Here is an 18,029-nt window from a genome sequence, read left to right as displayed (position 1 = left end):
CTAGCCAAAATATTGACGAGCAGCAGCGTCAACTTTGCTTCATCTTTTTTTTAAAAGTACGTCCAGACTGAATCGGCGCAGACAGCCATCAGGTCTATGGAAGTCAACTGAACGTGACACCCGGAGAGTCTTCAATGAGCAGTGTTGTTGCCATCGTCAAAAGCATTGTCGGTCAGGTTTTCGTGGTGTCCCCAGAGGGCGTCCGTCGCGTACTCGTTGAAGGCGACCGGCTGTTTGCCGGCGATCAGGTCGACACCGGCGTTTCCGGCGCCGTGTCCCTGGAACTGGCCGATGGCCGCACGATCGATCTGGGCCGTGACACTCAGTGGAGCGCCGATACCCCGGACTCCAGCACCGACCTGGCCGAAGCCACCGCGCAAGCCGCGCCGTCGGTAGAAGAACTGCAACAAGCCATCGCCGCGGGCGTCGACCCGACCACCGCTCTTGATGCCACCGCTGCCGGCCCGAGCGCCGCGGGGACTGGCGGTGCCGCCGGCGGCGGTCACAGCTTCGTGATGCTCGATGCGACCGCCGGCCGCGTCGACCCAACCATCGGTTTCCCGACTGCGGGCATCAACGCTGCCGGCCAGGCCGCGCAGAACATCACCGGCGGCCAGACCACCGACACCAACGCCAATGCCCTGCGCGAATCGACCCTGAGCCTCAGCGCCACGCCGAGCATCACCGAAGCCGGCGGCGTGCTGGTGTACACCGCAACGCTGACCCAGGCGCCGCTGACCGACCTGACCATCACCCTGTCCAACGGTGCGGTGATCGTGATTCCGGCCGGTTCCACCACCGGCACCGTCAACGTGCCCCTGGCGCCGAACGACACTGTTTATAACGACCCGACCCAGATCGACGTGACCGTCACCGGCACCACCGGCGGCAACGGCATCACCGTGACCCCGCCGACCACCCCGGCCACGACCCAGGTCACCGACACCATCGACACCACCACCGTGACCCTGACGGCGGGCCCGAGCGTGACCGAAGGCGGTCAGATCACCTACACCGCGACCCTGACCAACCCGGCGCAGACGCCGGTGACCGTGACCCTGTCCAACGGCTCGACCATCACTATCGGCGCCGGCCAGACCACCGGCACCGTCAACGTGCCGACCGCACCGAATGACGTCTATAACAACGGCAGCACCGTCACCACCACCATCACCGGTGCCACGGGCGGCAACTTCGAAAACCTGGTGCCGAACCCGACACCGGCCGTTACCACGATCGTCGATTCGGTCGACACGACCAATCTGACTCTGACCGCCACCGGCACCGTGGTCGAAGGTGGCCAGATCACCTACACCGCAACCCTGACCAACCCGGCGCAGACGCCGGTGACCGTCACCCTGTCGAACGGTTCGACCATCACTATCGGCGCCGGCCAGACCACCGGCAGCGTCAACGTGCCGACCGCGCCGAATGACGTCTACAACAACGGCGGCACCGTCAGCACCACGATTACCGGCGCTACCGGCGGCAATTTCGAGAATCTGGTGCCGAACACGACGCCAGCGACTACTACCGTCACCGACTCCATCGACACCACCAACCTGTCGCTGAGCGCCACCGGTTCCGTGGCGGAAGGCGGCTCGATCGTCTACACCGCAACCCTGACCAATCCGGCCGGCACCCCGGTGACCGTGACGTTGAGCAACGGCTCCGTCATCACCATCGAGGCCGGTAAAACCACCGGCACCGTGACCGTTCCGGCGCCGGCCGATGACGTCTACAAAGACGCGGGCAAGGTCGAAGTCACCATCAAGGACGCCACCGGCGGCAACTTCGAGAATCTGGTGCCAAGCACTGTTCCCGCTGTCACCGAAGTGACTGACACCGTCGACACGTCGACGGTCAAACTGACGGCTGATACTTCGGTTGCAGAAGGCGGCACCGTTACTTATACCGCAACGGTTGGCGCACCAGTCACCGGTTCGCCGGTGACTGTCACTTTGGCCAACGGTCAGACCATCACCATCGAAGTGGGCAAAACCACCGGCACCGTGACCACCACCGCGCCGAACGACGCATTGGCTGGCAACGCACCGCTGACCAACTCGATCACCGGCGTTTCCGGCGGTAATTACGAAAATCTGGTGGCCGACAAGACCCCGGTTTCGACCACGGTTACCGACGTTTCCGACACCACCAACCTGACCCTTAGCGCCACCGGCACTGTCGCCGAGGGCGGTTCGATTGTTTACACCGCGACCCTGACCAATCCTGCGGGCACCCCGGTGACCGTGACGTTGAGCAACGGCTCCGTCATCACCATCGAAGCGGGTAAAACCACTGGCACCGTGACCGTTCCGGCGCCTGCCGATGACGTCTATAAAGACGCCGGCAAAGTCGAAGTGACCATCAAGGACGCCACCGGCGGCAACTTCGAGAACCTGGTGCCAAGCACCGTTCCGGCCGTCACCGACGTGACCGATACCGTCGACACCACCACCGTCAAACTGACCGCTACCGAGTCGGCGGCCGAGGGCGGCACCGTCACTTACACCGCGACAGTTGGAGCGCCCGTAACTGGCTCGCCGGTCACCGTGACCCTGGCCAACGGCCAAAGCATCACGATTGAAGTGGGCAAGACCACCGGCACCGTGACCACCACCGCACCGAACGACGCATTGGCCGGCAACGCACCGCTGACCAACGCGATCACCGGCGTGAGCGGCGGCAACTACGAGAATCTGGTCGCCGACAAGACTCCGGTTTCGACCACCGTCACTGACACCGTCGACACCACCAACCTGACCCTGAGCGCCACCGATTCCGTGGCCGAGGGCGGCTCGATCATCTACACCGCGACGCTGACAAATCCGGCCGGCACGCCGGTGACCGTGACCTTGAGCAACGGCGCGGTCATCACCATCGAAGCCGGCAAGACCACCGGCACCGTGACCGTTCCAGCGCCTGCCGATGACGTCTACAAGGATGCCGGCAAAGTCGAAGCGACCATCACCGGCGCAACCGGTGGCAACTTCGAAAACCTGGTGCCAAGCACTGCGCCGGCCGTGACCCAGGTCACCGATACCATCGACACCTCGACCGTCAAACTGACCGCGACCGAGTCGGCGGCGGAAGGCGGTACCGTTACTTACACCGCGACGGTGGGCGCCCCGGTAACCGGCTCGCCTGTGGTTGTGACCCTGGCCAACGGTCAGGCGATCACCATCGAAGTCGGCAAAACCACCGGCACCGTGACTACCACGGCGCCGAACGACGTACTGGCCGGCCATGCACCGCTGACCAACTCGATCACCGGTGTGAGCGGCGGTAACTACGAAAACCTCGTGGCCGACAAAACGCCGGTCAGCACCACCATCACCGACACCGTCGACACCACCACCGTATCGCTGACCGCCACCGGCAACGTCAACGAGGGCGGGCAGATCGTCTACACCGCGACCCTGACCAATCCGGCCGGCACCCCGGTAACCGTGACGTTGAGCAACGGCTCCGTCATCACCATCGAAGCCGGTAAAACCACCGGCACCGTGACCGTTCCAGCCCCGGCCGATGACGTCTATAAAGACGCCGGCAAAGTCGAAGTGACCATCAAGGACACTTCCGGCGGCAATTTCGAAAACCTGGTGGCCAACCCGACGCCAGCGGTGACCAACGTCGCCGACACCATCAACACCACGCACCTGACCCTCAGCGCCGAAAGCTATGTGCTCGAAGGCACGTCGATCACTTACACCGCGACCCTGACCAACGCCGCGCAGACGCCGGTGACCGTCAACCTGAGCAACGGCCAGACCATCGTTATCGAGGCCGGCAAGACCAGCGGTTCGGTGACCATCCCGGCGCCGAGCGATGACGTCTACAAGGATGTCAGCAAGCTCACCGTGACCATGACCGATGCCAGCGGTGGCAACTTCGAGAAGCTCGACGTCAGCAAGACGCCGGTCAGCACCACGGTCAACGACACCATCGACAAGACCACGCTGACCCTGAGCGCCAGCGACACCGTCAGCGAAGGTGGCCAGATCACCTACACCGCGACCCTGAGCAACCCGGCCGGCACCGCCATGACCGTGACCCTGGCCAACGGCGCGGTCATCAACATCGCCGCCGGTGCCACCAGCGGTTCGGTGAATTTCCCTGCGCCGGCCAACACGCCTTACATCGATGGCGGCAAGGTGCAGACCGCGATTGCCAGCCACAGCGGCGGCAACTTCGAACAGGTCGATGCCAACCGTACGGCTGTGGTGACCAAGGTTACCGACACCGTCGACACCACCAATATCAGCCTGAGCGCCACCGGTTCGGTCGCCGAGGGCGGTTCGATCGTCTACACCGCGACCCTGACCAACCCGGCCGGCACGGCCATGACCGTGACCCTGAGCAACGGCGCGGTGATCAACATCGCCAAAGGCGCGAGCACCGGCACCATCACCGTCGCCGCACCGGGCGACGACGTGTACAAGGACGCCGGCAAAGTCGATGCCAGCATCACCAAGACCACCGGCGGCAACTTTGAAAACCTGGTGGTCGACAAGACCCCGGCGGTGACCGACGTCACCGACACCATCGATACCAGCACCGTTTCCCTGAGCGCCACGGCCAGCACCGTTGAAGGCGGCGTGGTGGTTTACACCGCCTCCGTCACCGCACCGGTGACCGGCTCGCCGGTGGTCGTGACCCTGTCCAACGGCCAGACCATCACCATCCCGGTCGGCGCCAGCAGCGCCAGCGTCAACTACACCGCACCGAACGATGCACTGGCCGGCGGCAACACGCTGAGCGTGAAGATCGACGGCACCAGCGGCGGCAATTACGAAAACCTGGTCGCCGACAAGACGCCGGCCGTGACCTCAGTCACCGACACCGTCGACACCACCAACCTGACCTTGAGCGCTACAGGTTCCGTGGCCGAAGGCGGTTCGATCGTTTACACCGCCACGCTGACCAATCCGGCTGGCACGCCAGTGACCGTGACCCTGAGCAACGGCTCGGTGATCACCATTGAAGCGGGTAAAACCACCGGCACCGTGACCGTTCCGGCTCCGGCCGATGACGTCTACAAAGACGCCGGCAAAGTCGAAGTGACCATCAAGGATGCGTCCGGCGGCAACTTCGAGAATCTGGTGCCGAGCACTGTTCCGGCCGTCACTGAAGTGACTGACACCATCGATACGTCGACCGTGAAGCTGAGCGCCGATACGTCGGTGGCTGAGGGCGGCACTGTCACCTACACCGCAACTGTTGGCGCTCCGGTGACTGGCTCGCCGGTCACCGTGACTCTGGCCAACGGTCAGACCATCACCATCGAAGTCGGCAAGACCACCGGCACCATCACCACCACCGCGCCGAACGATGCGTTGAACGGTCACACCCCGCTGAGCAACTCGATTACTGGCGTGTCTGGAGGTAACTACGAAAATCTGGTGGCCGACAAGACCCCGGTTTCGACCACCGTCACCGACACCGTCGACACGACCAACCTGACCCTCAGCGCGACAGGTTCCGTGGCCGAAGGCGGCTCGATCGTTTACACCGCAACGCTGACCAACCCTGCCGGCACGCCAGTCACCGTGACGCTGAGCAACGGCTCCGTCATCACCATCGAGGCCGGTAAGACCACCGGCACCGTGACTGTCGATGCGCCGAAAGACGACGTCTACAAGGACGCCGGCAAAGTCGAAGTCACCATCAAGGATGCAACTGGCGGCAACTTCGAGAACCTGGTGCCAAGCACTGCTCCGGCCGTTACCGACGTCACTGACACCATCGACACCACCACGGTCAAACTGACTGCAACCGAATCGGCAGCTGAAGGCGGCACCGTCACTTACACCGCCACCGTTGGCGCGCCAGTGACGGGTTCGCCTGTGACCGTGACCCTGGCCAATGGTCAGTCGATCACCATCGAAGTCGGCAAAACCACTGGCACCATCACCACTAATGCGCCGAATGACGCGTTGAACGGTCACACTCCGCTGACCAACGCGATCACCGGTGTGAGCGGCGGCAATTACGAAAATCTGGTGGCCGACAAGACTCCGGTCAGCACCACCGTGACTGACACCGTCGACACCACCAACCTGACGCTGACTGCGACCGGCACCGTGGCCGAAGGTGGCTCGATCACCTACACCGCCACCCTGACCAACCCGGCCGGCACTCCAGTGACCGTGACGTTGAGCAACGGCTCCGTCATCACCATCGAAGCGGGCAAAACCACCGGCACCGTGACCGTCGATGCGCCGAAGGATGACGTCTACAAAGACGCCGGCAAGGTCGAAGTGACCATCAAGGATGCAACTGGCGGCAACTTCGAGAACCTGGTGCCGAGCACTGTTCCGGCCGTTACCGAAGTCACTGACACCATCGACACTACCACGGTGAAACTGACTGCGACCGAGTCGGCGGCTGAGGGCGGCACCGTTACTTACACCGCCACTGTTGGCGCACCTGTCACCGGCTCGCCTGTGACCGTGACCCTGGCCAATGGTCAGTCGATCACCATCGAGGTCGGTAAAACCACGGGTACCGTCACCACCACCGCGCCGAACGATGCACTCAACGGCCATACGCCGCTGACCAACTCGATCACTGGCGTGTCTGGCGGCAACTACGAAAACCTCGTGGCCGACAAAACGCCGGTCAGCACCACCGTGACCGACACCGTCGACACCACCAACCTGACCCTGAGCGCCACCAATTCGGTAGCCGAGGGTGGTTCGATCACTTACACCGCCACACTGACCAACGCTGCGGGCACCCCGGTGACCGTGACCTTGAGCAACGGCGCGGTCATCACTATCGAGGCCGGCAAAACCACCGGCACCGTGACCGTCGATGCGCCGAAAGACGACGTCTACAAGGACGCCGGCAAAGTCGAAGTGACCATCAAAGATGCAACCGGTGGCAACTTCGAGAATCTGGTGCCGAGCACTGTTCCGGCCGTTACAGAAGTCACTGACACCATCGACACCACCACGGTCAAACTGACTGCGACCGAGTCGGCGGCTGAAGGTGGCACTGTCACTTACACCGCCACCGTCGGCGCTCCGGTGACTGGCTCGCCTGTGACCGTGACACTGGCCAATGGTCAGTCGATCACCATCGAAGTCGGCAAAACCACCGGTACCATCACCACCACGGCGCCGAACGATGCGTTGAACGGTCACACACCGCTGACCAACGCAATCACCGGTGTGAGCGGCGGTAACTACGAAAATCTGGTGGCCGACAAAACGCCGGTCAGCACCACCGTGACCGACACCGTCGACACCACCAACCTGACCCTGAGCGCCACGCCGGAAGTCAACGAAGGTGGCCAGATTACCTACACCGCGACCCTGACCAACGCCGCCGGGACTCCGGTGACCGTGACCTTGAGCAACGGCGCAGTGATCACCATCGAGGCCGGTAAAACCTCCGGCACCGTGACCGTCGATGCACCGAAGGACGACGTCTACAAGGACGCCGGCAAAGTCGAGACGACCATTTCGACCACCACCGGTGGCAACTTCGAGAACCTGGTCACCAGCACCGCCCCGGCGGTCACCACCGTCAATGACACCATCGACACGTCCACCGTGTCGCTGACCGCCACCGCCAACGTCGCCGAAGGCGAAACCGTGGTCTACACCGCGACCGTGACGGCGCCAGTGACCGGTTCGCCGCTCGTCGTGACCCTGTCCAACGGCCAGACCATCACCATCGCCGTCGGCGAAACCACCGGCACCGTGAATTTCGTCGCGCCGAACAGCCCGTTGGCGGGCGGCAGCTCGCTGAGCGTGACCATCGACAAGGCCACCGGTGGCAATTACGAAAACCTGGCGGTCGACGGCAAACCGGCAAATACCTCGGTTTCGGACACTGTCGACACGACCAACCTGAACCTGACGGCCACCGATTCGGTGGCCGAGGGCGGTTCGATCACTTACACCGCGACCCTGACCAACCCGGCCGGCACCCCAGTGACCGTGACCCTGTCGAACGGTGCCGTCATTACTATCGAGGCCGGTAAAACCACCGGCACCGTGACCGTCGATGCACCGAAAGACGACGTCTACAAAGACGCCGGCAAAGTCGAGGCAACCATTTCGACCGCTACTGGCGGTGGTTTCGAGAACCTGGTGCCAAGCACCGTTCCGGCCGTGACCAACGTCACCGACACCATCGACACCACCACGGTGAAACTGACCGCGACCGAGTCGGCGGCGGAAGGCGGCACCGTTACTTACACCGCGACTGTCGGTGCGCCTGTCACCGGTTCGCCTGTGACCGTGACCCTGGCCAATGGTCAGTCGATCACCATCGAAGTCGGTAAAACCACGGGTACCGTGACCACCACCGCGCCGAACGATGCGCTCAACGGCCATGCGCCGCTGACCAACGCGATCACTGGCGTGACTGGCGGTAACTACGAAAACCTCGTGGCTGACAAAACCCCGGTCAGCACTACCGTGACTGACACCGTCGACACCACCAACCTGACCCTGAGCGCAACTGGCTCGGTAGCCGAGGGTGGTTCGATCGTTTACACCGTGACCCTGACCAATCCGGCCGGCACTCCGGTGACCGTGACCTTGTCGAACGGCGCCGTGATCACCATCGAGGCCGGCAAAACCACCGGCACCGTGACCGTCGACGCACCGAAAGACGACGTCTACAAAGATGCGGGCAAAGTTGAAGCAACCATTTCGACCGCCACCGGTGGCAACTTCGAGAATCTGGTGCCGAGCACGGTTCCGGCCGTGACCGAAGTCACCGACACCATCGACACCACTACGGTGAAACTCACCGCCACCGAGTCGGCGGCTGAAGGTGGCACCGTTACTTACACCGCGACTGTTGGCGCGCCAGTGACTGGTTCGCCTGTGACCGTGACTCTGGCCAACGGTCAGTCGATCACCATCGAAGTGGGTAAAACCACTGGCACCGTGACCACCACTGCGCCAAACGATGCGTTGAACGGCCACACGCCGTTGACCAACGCGATCACTGGCGTGAGCGGCGGTAACTACGAAAACCTCGTAGCTGACAAAACCCCGGTTTCGACCACCGTCACCGACACCGTCGACACCACCAATCTGTCGCTGACCGCGACCGACAGCGTGGCCGAAGGCGGCTCGATCGTTTACACCGCGACCCTGACCAACCCGGCCGGCACCCCGCTGACCGTGACCTTGAGCAATGGCGCTGTCATCACCATCGAAGCCGGTAAGACCACCGGCACCGTGACCGTTGCCGCGCCAGCCGATGACGTCTACAAAGACGCCGGCAAGGTCGAAGTGACCATCAAGGACGCAACCGGTGGCAACTTCGAGAACCTGGTTCCGAGCACCGTTCCAGCCGTAACGGAAGTCACCGATACCGTCGACACGACGACCGTGAAGCTGACCGCTTCCGAAACGGCCGCTGAAGGTGGCACCGTCACTTACACCGCGACTGTTGGCGCGCCAGTGACTGGCTCGCCTGTGACCGTAACCCTGGCCAATGGTCAGTCGATCACCATCGAGGTCGGTAAAACCACCGGTACCGTCACCACCACCGCGCCGAACGATGCACTCAACGGCCATACGCCGCTGACCAACTCGATCACTGGCGTGTCTGGCGGCAACTACGAAAACCTCGTGGCCGACAAAACGCCGGTCAGCACCACCGTGACCGACACCGTCGACACCACCAACCTGACCCTGAGCGCCACCAATTCGGTAGCCGAGGGTGGTTCGATCACTTACACCGCCACACTGACCAACGCTGCGGGCACTCCGGTGACCGTGACCTTGAGCAACGGCGCGGTCATCACTATCGAGGCCGGCAAAACCACCGGCACCGTGACCGTCGATGCACCGAAAGACGACGTCTACAAAGATGCCGGCAAAGTCGAGGCGACCATTTCGACCGCCACCGGTGGCAACTTCGAGAACCTTGTTCCGAGCACTGTTCCGGCCGTGACCCAGGTCACCGACACCATCGACACCACCACGGTCAAACTGACTGCGACCGAGTCGGCGGCTGAGGGCGGCACCGTTACTTACACCGCGACTGTTGGCGCACCGGTGACCGGTTCGCCTGTGACCGTGACCCTGGCCAATGGTCAGTCGATCACCATCGAGGTCGGCAAAACCACCGGCACCGTCACCACCACCGCGCCGAACGATGCGTTGAACGGTCACACACCGCTGACCAACGCGATCACTGGCGTGACTGGCGGGAACTACGAAAACCTCGTGGCCGACAAAACGCCGGTCTCGACCACCGTCACCGACACGGTCGACACCACCAACCTGACCCTCAGCGCCACCAATTCGGTTGCCGAGGGCGGTTCGATCATCTACACCGCGACCCTGACCAACGCCGCTGGCTCGCCAGTGACGGTGACCTTGTCGAACGGCGCGGTGATCACCATCGAAGCCGGCAAAACCACCGGCACCGTGACCGTCGACGCGCCGAAGGACGACGTCTACAAAGACGCCGGCAAAGTCGAGGCGACCATTTCGACCGCCACCGGTGGCAACTTCGAGAACCTTGTTCCGAGCACTGTTCCGGCCGTGACCCAGGTCACCGACACCATCGACACCACCACGGTGAAACTCACCGCCACCGAGTCGGCGGCTGAAGGCGGCACTGTCACTTACACCGCCACCGTGGGCGCTCCTGTGACCGGTTCGCCAGTCACCGTGACCCTGTCCAACGGTCAGTCGATCACCATCGAGGTGGGCAAAACCACCGGCACTGTCACCACCACCGCACCGAACGATGCGCTGACCGGCCACACGCCGTTGACCAACGCGATCACCGGCGTGACTGGCGGGAACTACGAAAACCTCGTGGCCGACAAAACGCCGGTCTCGACCACCGTCACCGACACGGTCGACACCACCAACCTGACCCTCAGCGCCACCAATTCGGTTGCCGAGGGCGGTTCGATCATCTACACCGCCACACTGACCAACGCTGCGGGCACCCCGGTGACCGTGACCTTGAGCAATGGCGCCGTGATCACCATCGAGGCCGGTAAAACCACGGGCACCGTGACCGTCGCCGCGCCAGCCGATGACGTCTACAAAGACGCCGGCAACGTGCAAGCCACGATCACCAACGCGACTGGCGGCAACTTTGAGAACCTGGTCACCAGCACCACACCAGCGGTGACCAGCGTTACCGACACCATCGACACCACCACCGTGAAGCTGACCGCAACCGCAACAGCGGCCGAGGGCGGCACCGTCACCTACACCGCTACCGTAGGTGCGCCAGTGACTGGCTCGCCTGTGACCGTGAACCTGTCGAACGGCCAGAGCATTACCATCGAAGTCGGCAAGACCACCGGCACCGTGACCACTACCGCGCCGAACGACGTGCTGACCGGTCATGCACCGCTGACCAACGCGATCACTGGTGTGAGCGGCGGTAACTACGAAAATCTGGTGGCTGATAAAACCCCGGTTTCGACTACCGTCACCGACACCGTCGATACCACCAACCTGTCGCTCAGCGCGACCGGCACCGTGGCCGAAGGCGGCTCGATCACCTACACCGCGACCCTGACCAACGCTGCTGGTTCGCCAGTGACCGTGACCTTGTCGAACGGCGCCGTGATCACCATCGAAGCGGGTAAAACCACCGGCACCGTGACCGTTCCAGCACCAGCCGATGACGTCTACAAAGACGCCGGCAACGTGCAAGCCACGATCACCAACGCCACGGGCGGCAACTTCGAAAACCTGGTCACCAGCACCACACCAGCGGTGACCAGCGTTACCGACACCATCGACACCACCACCGTGAAGCTGACCGCAACCGCAACAGCGGCCGAGGGCGGCACCGTCACCTACACCGCTACCGTAGGTGCGCCAGTGACTGGCTCGCCTGTGACCGTGAACCTTTCGAACGGCCAGAGCATTACCATCGAAGTCGGCAAGACCACCGGCACCGTGACCACCACCGCGCCGAACGACGTGCTGACCGGTCATGCACCGCTGACCAACGCGATCACTGGTGTGAGCGGTGGTAACTACGAAAATCTGGTGGCTGATAAAACCCCGGTTTCGACCACCGTCACCGACACCGTCGATACCACCAACCTGTCGCTCAGCGCGACCGGCACCGTGGCCGAAGGCGGCTCGATCACCTACACCGCGACCCTGACCAACGCTGCTGGTTCGCCAGTGACCGTGACCTTGTCGAACGGCGCCGTGATCACCATCGAAGCGGGTAAAACCACCGGCACCGTGACCGTTCCAGCGCCAGCCGATGACGTCTACAAGGACGCCGGCAACGTACAGGCAACGATCACCAACGCCACCGGTGGCAACTTCGAGAACCTGGTAACCAGCACCACGCCAGCCGTGACCAGCGTCAGCGACACCATCGACACCACCACCGTGAAGCTGACCGCAACCGCAACAGCGGCCGAGGGTGGCACCGTCACCTACACCGCTACCGTAGGTGCGCCAGTGACTGGCTCGCCTGTGACCGTGACCCTGTCCAACGGACAGTCGATCACTATCGAAGTCGGCAAGACCACGGGCACCGTGACCACCACCGCGCCGAACGATGCGCTCAACGGCCATGCGCCGCTGACCAACGCGATCACCGGCGTGAGCGGCGGTAACTACGAGAATCTGGTGGCCGACAAGACCCCGGTCAGCACCACCGTGACCGACACCGTCGACACCACCAACCTGACGCTCAGCGCGACCGGCACCGTGGCTGAAGGTGGCTCGATCACCTACACCGCGACCCTGACCAACGCCGCTGGCTCGCCAGTGACCGTCACCCTGAGCAACGGTTCGGTGATCACCATCGAAGCCGGTAAAACCACGGGCACCGTGACCGTTCCTGCGCCAGCTGACGACGTCTACAAAGACGCCGGCAACGTGCAGGCGACGATCAAGTCCGCCACCGGCGGCAACTTCGAGAACCTGGTCACCAGCACCACACCAGCCGTGACCAGCGTCACCGACACTATCGACACCACCACCGTGAAGCTGACCGCGACCACGACGGCGGCCGAAGGTGGCAACGTGGTCTACACCGCGACCGTCGGCGCGCCAGTGACAGGCTCGCCTGTGACCGTGACCCTGGCCAACGGTCAGTCGATCACCATCGAAGTCGGCAAAACCACCGGCACCGTCACCACTACCGCGCCGAACGACGCGTTGACCGGCCACACACCGCTGACCAACTCGATCACCAACGTTTCTGGCGGCAACTACGAAAACCTCGTGGCCGACAAGACGCCGGTCTCGACCACCGTCACCGACACCATCGACACCACCAACCTGTCGCTCAGCGCGACCGGCACCGTGGCCGAAGGTGGCTCGATCACTTACACCGCGACTCTGACCAACGCCGCTGGCTCGCCAGTGACCGTGACCCTGAGCAACGGTTCGGTGATCACCATCGAAGCCGGCAAAACCACCGGCACCGTGACCGTTCCTGCGCCAGCCGATGACGTCTACAAAGACGCCGGCAACGTACAGGCCACGATCACCAACGCTACCGGCGGCAATTTCGAAAACCTGGTGACCAGCAACACACCGGCCGTGACCAGCGTCACCGATACCATCGACACCACCACCGTCAGCATCACCGGCAGCACCTCGGTGACCGAAGGCCAGGCCGCAACCTACACCGTCAGCCTGACCAACCCGGCGCAAACCGAAGTCACCCTGAAAATCGTCTACAGCGGCACCGCCGCCGACGGTTCGGACTTCACCGGCGTGTACACCGTGAAAATCCCGGCGGGGGCCAGCAGTGCGCAGTTCAACGTCGCCACCATCGATGACAAGATCACCGAAGGCACCGAAAACTTCGTGGTCAAGATCGACTCGGCCACCGGTGGCAACTTCGAAAACCTGGCGGTCAGCAGCACCAATGGCAGCGTCAGCACCTCGATCATCGACAACGATGCACCGCCGGTCATCGACCTCGACGCCAACAACTCCAGCGGTGCAACGGGTGCCGACTACAAGGTGACCTTCACCGAGAACACCCCGGGCGCAGGCGTGTCGATTGCCGACACCGACATCAAGATCACCGACCCGGACAGCACCATGCTGACCGGCGCCACCGTCGTGCTGACCAACCGTCAGGACGGCGATGCGCTGAACCTGGGCAACAGCGTCAACGGCATTACCATCAACGCCAACAGCACCAACGGCACCGTCACCCTGACCCTGTCGGGTAACGCGACGCTCGCCGACTACATGCAGGCCATCAAGAACATCAGCTTCACCAACAGCAGTGAAGACCCGAGCACCGTGCCACGGATCATCACCGTGACCGTGACCGATGGCGGTAACTACTCCAACACCGCGACCACCACGGTCAACGTGGTGGCAGTCAACGATGCGCCGGTCGCTGCACCGGTCAACGTCACCGGCACCGAAGACACCCCGCTGATCCTCGGCTGGTCGACCTTCGGCGTCAGCGACGTCGACAGCCCAGCCAGCAGCCTGGGCGTGAAAATCACCCAGCTGCCGGGCGAAGGCAAACTGCAGTACCTGGACGGCTCGACCTGGAAAGACGTCGCCACCAACCAGACCTTCAGCAAGGCTGACATCGACGCCGGCAAGTTGCGCTTCCTGCCGGATGCCAACGAGTCGGGTGTGAACGGTTACGGTGGCACTGGCGTTGGTAACAATCAGGCCGACTACGCGCAGATCAAATTCCAGCCAACCGACGGCCAGTTGCTGGGCAACACAGGCACCATCAAGATCGACATCACCCCGGTGGCGGATGCACCGACCCTGTCGGTGGCCGACAACAGCGTGAAGTCCACCGGGCTGATCAAGGAAGTCTGGACCGGTCTGTCGGGCCTGGGCACCGACGGCAGCGGCGCCAACTCGACCACCCTGAAAAACGTGATCGACGGTGCCGGCAAGCCGAACACCAGCGGTACCGTGAACAACGTGCAGTCCGACGGCAGCGTAACCGCCGGCACTGCGTCGAAAACCTCGGGCCTGATTTATCTGGAAGCCGGCAAGACCTACACCTTCAGCGGCACCGGTGACGACAGCCTGCTGGTGACCATCGGCGGCAAGAGCGTGGCGTCCACGACGTGGGGCGCGGGCGGCAACCTCAACGGTTCGTTCACCCCGACCACCAGCGGCTACTACACCCTGGACATCTACCACCACAACCAGAGCGGCCCGGGCAGCTACGACGTCAACCTGTCGGTCAACGGCAGCACACCGATCGACCTGAGCAGTGCCGGCGTGCCGATCTACACCGGCGTGCAGGATCTGGTGAATGCCGGCGTAACCGTCTCCGATCTGCACGGCAGCAACGGCGAAGGCTATTACGACGGCTACAAGCTCAACACCGGCGCCGAAGGCACCACGGTGAAACTGTCGTCGATCAGCACCGCGCTGACCGACACCGACGGCTCGGAAACCCTGAGCATCAAGATCAGCGGTGCGCCGGTCGGCTCGGTGCTCAGCGACGGCGCAGGCCACAGCTTCACCGTGACCGCCACCAGCGGCGACGCCAACGTCACCGGCTGGAACCTCGGCACCCTGACCGTGACCCCGCCGACCTACTACAACGGCCAGTTCAACCTGACCGTGACCTCGACCTCCACCGAGCAGGTAGGCGGCTCGGCCAGCACCACAGCGACCATCCCGGTCACCGTGGTGCCAGCGGTGTACAACGCGGTGGTCGCCACTTCGGCTGACGACACCGTCACCGGCACCGACGGCAACGACATCATGGTCGCCGACATCGGCGGCCTGACCGTGGTGCCGGGCACCAACTACAACATCGCGTTCATGGTCGACAGCTCGGGCAGTATGAGCGCCTCGTCGATCAACGCCGCCAAGGACTCGCTGACGTCGGTGTTCAACACCCTCAAGCAGAGCCTGGGCAGCAACTCCGGCACGGTGAACATCTTCCTGGTGGACTTCGACACCCAGGTCAACAAGTCGGTGTCGGTGAACCTCAACGACCCGAACGCACTGACCTTGCTCAAGGCCGTGCTGGACTCGATGTCGTCCGGCGGCGGCACCAACTACGAGGACGTGTTCAAGGCCACGGCGAACTTCTTCCAGAGCGCTGAAGCGGTGGCCAACACCGGGGCGAAGAACCTTACGTACTTCATCACCGACGGCCAGCCTACCTATTACCAGAGCAACGAGCAGACCAACCCGACGCTGTACGGCAATGTGAAACTCGATGACGTGGTCAAGACCAGCAACTACAAACTGGGCGACAGCTTCAGCACCTACATCGACAACACCCACTACCTGAGTATCAACACTGCCGGCGCCGTGGTATTGCAGACGTACAAGAACGGCAGCTGGAGCTGGAACAGCCTGGGTACCATCCACGCTCAGGGTGACGGTACCTACGAGATCTCGAGTCTGGCGGGCAACGGCAGCAGCACCACGACCACGACCACCGATAACGCCAGCAGCGGTTTCGCCTTGCTCAACGGTTTGTCGAATGTGGAGGCCATCGGCATCAACAGTGGTGTCAGCCTCAACGACCTGAAACCGTACGATTCGGACAAGACGCCGCAGACCAACATCGATCCGAAGGACCTGGCCAACTCGATCATCGGCCACACCGAAGCGACGATGCCGGGCAACGACACCGTCAGCGGTGGCGACGGCAACGACATCCTGTTCGGCGACCTGGTGAGCTTCAACGGCATTGCCGGCGAGGGTTATCAGGCAATGCAGGCGTTCGTGGCCAAGGAAACCGGGGTCGACGTCAGCAAAGTCACCACCAGCAACGTGCACCAGTACATCACCGAGCACTATCAGGCGTTCGATGTGTCCGGTGCCCACGACGGCAACGACACGCTGCTGGGCGGCGCGGGCAATGACATTCTGTTCGGCTCGGGCGGCAACGACCTGCTCGACGGTGGCAAGGGCAATGACATCCTGCTCGGCGGCACCGGCAACGACACGCTGATCGGCGGTCAGGGCAACGACATCCTGATCGGTGGTTCCGGTGCCGACACCTTCGTCTGGAAGGCAGGCGACACCGGCAACGACGTGATCAAGGACTTCAAGGCCAGCGAAGGCGACCGCATCGACCTGCGTGACCTGTTGCAGGGCGAGACCGGCAGCACCATCGACAACTTCCTGAAGATCACCACGGTCGACGGCGTGTCGTCGCTGCAAGTCAGCTCGGGCGGCAAGTTCAACTCGGGCGATGCCGCAGCCGCCACACCGGACGTGACGATCAAACTGGAAGGCAACAACTGGTCCACGGCCAACATTCACAACCTGATTGCCGGCAGCGATCCGACCATCAAGGTCGACCACAACAACAGCTGATGCGTGAACAACGGCCGCCCCACTGGGGCGGCCGTCACGTTTGCAGCGCTTGAACCGGTGACGATTTCGTCGGCGCACCGCATACTCGCGCGCAGTTGGCTATGCTGCTGACAGCATGACGCTGGTCCATTTCCGAGGGATGCTCAATGTTTTACGTGCAACGCGATGCGCAGGGTCAGTTGATTCGCGTGGAAGCTGCGGCCTACGCCGAGGCCACGGAAACGCTGCCGGCCGACCACCACGAAATCCAGGCCTGGTACGCCAACGAGGCGGTGGAAAACAGCCTCAAACAGCTCAAGCAGAGCGACCTGGAAATGATCCGGGTACTCGACGACCTGATTCAGGTGCTGACCCAGAAAGGCGTGATCCGCGTCACCGACCTGCCGCCGGCGGCCCAGGCCAAGTTGATGGACCGGACCCAGGCTCGGGAAGCGCTGGGCGGATTGAGTCAGTTGATCGATGAGGATGAGGGTGGGTTGATCTGATTTGCCTGTAAGTACAGATCAAAAGCCAGCCCTCACCCCAGCCCTCTCCCGGAGGGAGAGGGAGCAGACCGTGGAATATTGGGGTAGTACGCCGACGTGAAAGAGCTTCGCTGAATCCATAATCGACTCGATTTTTCAGGTCGATGGATAGCGCCAGACACCTCGGTCGGTCCCCTCTCCCTCCGGGAGAGGGCTAGGGTGGGTAAAGACCGGGTACATCCTTTACGTTTGAGACCGGGGACATGGTTTACAGGTATCAATCATGGTCAGGAGGTGC

At 62.9% G+C, this 18,029-nt stretch carries 2 protein-coding genes; both read left to right on the top strand.

Features of this window, described 5'->3' with window-relative positions; genetic code table 11:
* The first annotated feature begins 134 nt into the window (after positions 1 to 134).
* Complete coding sequence (locus ACKUG4_RS03645) at positions 135 to 17,267, top strand: LapA family giant adhesin (protein ID WP_445433483.1); 17,133 nt, start codon at positions 135 to 137, stop codon at positions 17,265 to 17,267.
* Between the two features lie 146 nt (positions 17,268 to 17,413).
* A complete protein-coding gene (locus ACKUG4_RS03640) occupies positions 17,414 to 17,752 on the top strand; it encodes a hypothetical protein (RefSeq protein ID WP_039773037.1) in 339 nt (112 codons plus the stop codon).
* The last annotated feature ends 277 nt before the right edge of the window (positions 17,753 to 18,029 follow it).

The organism is Candidatus Pseudomonas auctus (genome assembly GCF_048654275.1).
GTDB classification, from domain to species: Bacteria; Pseudomonadota; Gammaproteobacteria; order Pseudomonadales; family Pseudomonadaceae; genus Aquipseudomonas; species Aquipseudomonas pharyngis.
The sequence above is the reverse complement of the archived record's forward strand: the minus strand, read 5'-3'. Positions and strand labels throughout refer to the sequence as shown.

Excerpts from the sequence above, each read along its gene's own strand:
- ACKUG4_RS03645 (WP_445433483.1), top strand. The coding sequence starts at position 135 with ATGAGCAGTGTTGTTGCCATCGTCAAAAGCATTGTCGGTCAGGTTTTC.
- ACKUG4_RS03640 (WP_039773037.1), top strand. The coding sequence starts at position 17,414 with ATGTTTTACGTGCAACGCGATGCGCAGGGTCAGTTGATTCGCGTGGAA.